This is a genomic window from Microcystis sp. M49636_WE2 (genome assembly GCF_030065375.1).
Taxonomy (GTDB): domain Bacteria; phylum Cyanobacteriota; class Cyanobacteriia; order Cyanobacteriales; family Microcystaceae; genus Microcystis; species Microcystis aeruginosa_C.
The window spans coordinates 1-4,104 of sequence record NZ_JASJFG010000294.1; the positions used below are offsets into that span (position 1 = coordinate 1).

The following is a 4,104-nucleotide window of genomic DNA, read 5'->3' on the forward strand; positions in this document are numbered from 1 at the left end:
ATCAAGGGTAGATCCCCCCGCCTATCGGCACCCCCCTTATCAAGGGTAGATCCCCCCGCCTATCGGCACCCCCCTTATCAAGGGGGGCAGGGGGGATCGAACCTAAAATCCATTTTTAATTTAATTATAACCAGCTACTTAGAGTTATCGTTGATAAAACAGAAGTTAGTCTATGGTTTTTGGCTGACAGATGCTAGGAAGGTTGAATAGCCAGAGTATTTAGTAACATTTGATAGACAATACCCAAAGAAATTGATTAGGAAAATCTATGCTTAAGAAAAAGGATCATGACGGCCTTTCCCATAAAGATGAAGTGTAACCTAATTTGGTGTTAACGACCGACGACTGACCCGCCAAAACAAAAACTTCCTATCTCATCATTAAGATAAGCTGCCCGCCTATTTAAATTGCTTGTTGAGATGAGGCACTGTGGCACTCTTGCAACAGTAAAAGGATTGGGAGAGATTGACCTAATCTAAGGATAGGGGGTTAAAATACGTCTTAGCTTAATGACAGACAATAGCTTGTTAGAGCTATAATCAGGGTTTTATGCCTATAAAAGTCCCTGTTTACTTAATAAAGAAAATTTGACAGACTTATATAATAATGCTTGCTAGTGAAGCTTCTCGATAATTGATTCCCCATGACTTGGTTATATAAAACCCCCGGTATTCCCGATGAATTGTTTGAACGTTTGCCCGGGATTCCCCTGAGTAAACGCGAGGTGAGATTATTGATGATTTCCGCTTTGCGGTTAGGTGATGGGGGGGTTTTCTGGGATATAGGCGCAGGAACCGGCACTATTCCCGTTGAAATTGGCTTATTATGCCCCAATAGTCCGATTATTGCTATTGAAAGGGATGAAGAAGTGGCCAGTTTAATCCGGCGTAATTGCGATCGCTTTGGGGTAAAAAATGTCACCGTTTTTGAAGGCAGCGCGCCCGATTGTCTGCCCAATATATCCCTCGCCCCCGATCGCGTCTGTATCGAGGGCGGCAAACCGATTAAATCGGTCCTGCAAGAAGTGTGGCAATACCTGAAACCCAATGGCCGCATCGTGGCTACGGCCAATAATTTAGAAACCCTCTATCAATTTTCCGAAGGCTTTTCTAATTTACAGGCGCGTAATATCGAGATTGTCCAAGCGGCAGTAAATCGCCTAGAAACTAGGGGTATTCACCAAGTTTTTGCCGCCGTTGATCCCATGTTTATCCTGAGCGGCGATAAACTTTAATCGGGGATAACCTTCCATAAAGTTTTCTTAATCTATATAATTATGACAATGCCGCCTAACTTCTCTGGATTAACCATGCCTTGGCCACGCATTGTCAGCGCTATTTTTGCTATTGCCTTCGCACTGGGAATTATTATCGTTGGGGGTTGGTATTTCACCCTCGGCATCGGTGTTATCGTCTTTTTGGGACAATTAGAGTATTTTCGCTTAGTTCGCGCTAAAGGCATTGAACCGGCCGCTAAAACCACTCTCGTAGTTTCCCAATTATTACTACTGACGGCAACTATGGCAGCCCCCCTCACCGATGCCATGTTTCCCCTGGCTGGGGCATTAATTTGTTTTTATCTGCTCTTTCAGCCTAAAATGGCGACAATTGCCGACATTTCCACCTCAATTCTCGGTCTGTTTTATGGTGGTTACTTACCCAGTTATTGGATTCGTTTACGGGTCGGTTTTTCCCCCGAAAGTGGTCCCGTGGCCATGGCCAGTAACTTACCCCTGATGGGATATTGGCCGGAATCCTGGATGGAACCGAAATTATTCCCGGCTGCTTTGACGGTGACTTTTCTGGCCTTCGGTTGCATTTGGGCCGCCGATATCGGAGCTTATATCATGGGAAAATGGTTAGGGAAAACCAGTTTATCGCTGATTAGTCCCAAAAAAACCGTGGAAGGTTCCTTTTTTGGCATTTTAGGCAGTATAGCGGTGGCCGATTTGGGTGCTTGGTATTTAGATTGGCCCTATTGGCAGCTGACGGGCTTATTTTTGGGCTTATTAATTGGTATTGTCAGTTTATTGGGTGATTTGACCGAATCGATGATGAAACGCGATGCCGGGGTTAAGGATTCCGGGCAGTTAATCCCCGGTCACGGTGGTATACTCGATCGCACTGATAGTTATGTGTTCACCGCTCCCCTAGTATATTATTTCGTCACTTTACTGCTGCCCTTGTTGCGCTAGTAATTTGTATCTTCTCCAGTGCTAGATTAAAGATTAAACCCAAATTTGCGATTATGTCAGCAGTCGTCCATCCCCGGGGTAAAGTTTATCTTCTCGGTGCGGGAATTGGTCAGAGCAGTTTTCTCACCCTGCAAGCGCGAGCAATTTTAGCCACGGCCGAGGTTTTGCTGTATGATGCCCTAGTGGATAGTCAAATCTTCTCCCTAGTGCCGAAAACCTGTGTTTTAGTCGATGTTGGCAAACGGGGGGGACAACCCGGAGCCGAGCAAAATCAGATTAATCGGATACTGGTTAATTATTGTCAAGAGGGAAAACGAGTTATTCGGCTTAAAAGTGGTGATCCGGGAGTTTTTGGGCGAGTATATCCTGAAATGTTGGCCTTAAAGCAGGCTGGCTGTGATTTTGAACTGATAACCGGTATTTCCTCCGCTTTAGCCGCTCCTTTATTGGCCGGAATTCCCCTGACCGAAAAGGATATTAGTCGCTGTTTTGCGGTCTTGAGCGCTCACGATCCCGAGTCTCTCGATTGGTCAGCTTTAGCTAAAATTGATACACTTGTGCTATTGATGGCCGGTCAGTCTTTAGGGCAAATTATCGAGAAATTATACCAAAATGGGCGGAATATTCACGACTCGATCGCTATTATCCGTCAGGCGGGACGCAAGGATCAACAAATTTGGCGCGGCACTTTAGAAAATATTCTCGCTCAAACCGCCGGAGTGTCCCTCTCACCCTCTATTATGGTCATTGGTCAAGTTGTGGATCTGGCGATTATGTCCTCTCCCCCACCCCTAGGCGGTAAAACTATTGTTATTACCCGTGCCGCCGAGCAAACGAGTCAATTTAGCGAAATTTTGCAAAATCAAGGCGCAGAAGTCCTGGAAATGCCCGCTTTAGAGATTCGTCCCCCCGACCGTTGGCAAGGTTTAGACGATGCCATCGCTCAGTTAAAAGAGTTTGATTGGCTGATTTTAACTTCTGCCAATGCTGTTAATTTTTTCTTCGATCGCTTGACATTTTGGGGAAAAGATGCTAGGGCTTTAGCGACCGTAAAAATCGCCGTGGTGGGCAAAAAAACCAGCCAAGTTTTGCACTCACGGGGATTAAAAGCGGATTTTATCCCGGGGGATTTTGTCGCCGATGCCTTGGTAAACGAGTTTCCCGACCCGATTAAGGGGCAAAAATTCCTCTTTCCTCGCGTGGAAACGGGAGGCAGAGAGATATTAGTTAAGGAGTTAACGGCCAAAGCTGGTCAGGTGACGGAAGTGGCCGCATATTATTCCGGATGTCCGGCACGCATGGATAGTGGCATCTGGGAAGCGTTTCGAGATGGGAAAGTCGATATAGTCACCTTTGCTAGTTCCAAAACCGTCCAGAATTTTTATCGGTTATTGCTGCAAGAAACGGCAGAATTATCGGTTAATTCCCTCTTAGAAAAAGTTTGTCTGGCTTCTATCGGTCCGCAAACTTCAAAAACCTGTCAAGAGTTATTTGGTCGTGTTGATATCGAGGCGCAAGAATATACCCTAGAAGGATTGACTAGCGCTTTAATCGAGTGGAGTAATACCTGACATCCTCGCCGCCGTATTTGCGGCAGCCGGGGTTGGGAGAATCAAAGCCCCTTATCAAGAAGGATCAAAGCCCCCCTTATCAAGGGGGGTTGGGGGGATCAAAGCCCCCCTTATCAAGGAGGATCAAAGCCCCTTATCAAGAAGGATCAAAGCCCCTTATCAAGAAGGATCAAAGCCCCTTATCAAGAAGGATCAAAGCCCCCCTTATCAAGGGTAGGGCTGTTTCATTTAAATTAAGTACAGCTGATTTTGAGTCAATAAATTTGACTTAAGATTCTCAAGTTTATCTTTTTCTAACCAAAAGAGTTAGTCACAATAATTAATCTTTAATCCTCTGCC

Annotated in this window: 3 protein-coding genes; all 3 read left to right on the forward strand. The window is 45.5% G+C overall.

Annotated elements, in window-relative coordinates; translation table 11 throughout:
* Window positions 1-643: 643 nt before the first annotated feature.
* The 3 genes from cbiT to cobA are packed head-to-tail and all read left to right on the forward strand — an operon-like array spanning window position 644 to window position 3,765.
* Window positions 644-1,234 (forward strand): precorrin-6Y C5,15-methyltransferase subunit CbiT, encoded by a 591-nt coding sequence (gene cbiT, locus PX484_RS07025; RefSeq protein WP_002732225.1) that lies wholly within the window; start codon window positions 644-646, stop codon window positions 1,232-1,234.
* A 42-nt stretch (window positions 1,235-1,276) separates the two neighbouring features.
* Window positions 1,277-2,194 carry a phosphatidate cytidylyltransferase gene (locus tag PX484_RS07030; protein ID WP_016514637.1) on the forward strand — a complete coding sequence of 306 codons (918 nt, stop codon included), beginning with the start codon at window positions 1,277-1,279 and terminating at the stop codon, window positions 2,192-2,194.
* Window positions 2,195-2,247: 53 nt separating this feature from the next.
* Window positions 2,248-3,765 (forward strand): uroporphyrinogen-III C-methyltransferase, encoded by a 1,518-nt coding sequence (gene cobA / locus PX484_RS07035; protein WP_287767853.1) that lies wholly within the window; start codon window positions 2,248-2,250, stop codon window positions 3,763-3,765.
* Window positions 3,766-4,104 lie beyond the last annotated feature (339 nt).

Bases quoted from the DNA above. Each gene is read 5' to 3' on its own strand.
- cbiT (WP_002732225.1), top strand. From the start codon at position 644: ATGACTTGGTTATATAAAACCCCCGGTATTCCCGATGAATTGTTTGAA.
- PX484_RS07030 (WP_016514637.1), top strand. From the start codon at position 1,277: ATGACAATGCCGCCTAACTTCTCTGGATTAACCATGCCTTGGCCACGC.
- cobA (WP_287767853.1), top strand. From the start codon at position 2,248: ATGTCAGCAGTCGTCCATCCCCGGGGTAAAGTTTATCTTCTCGGTGCG.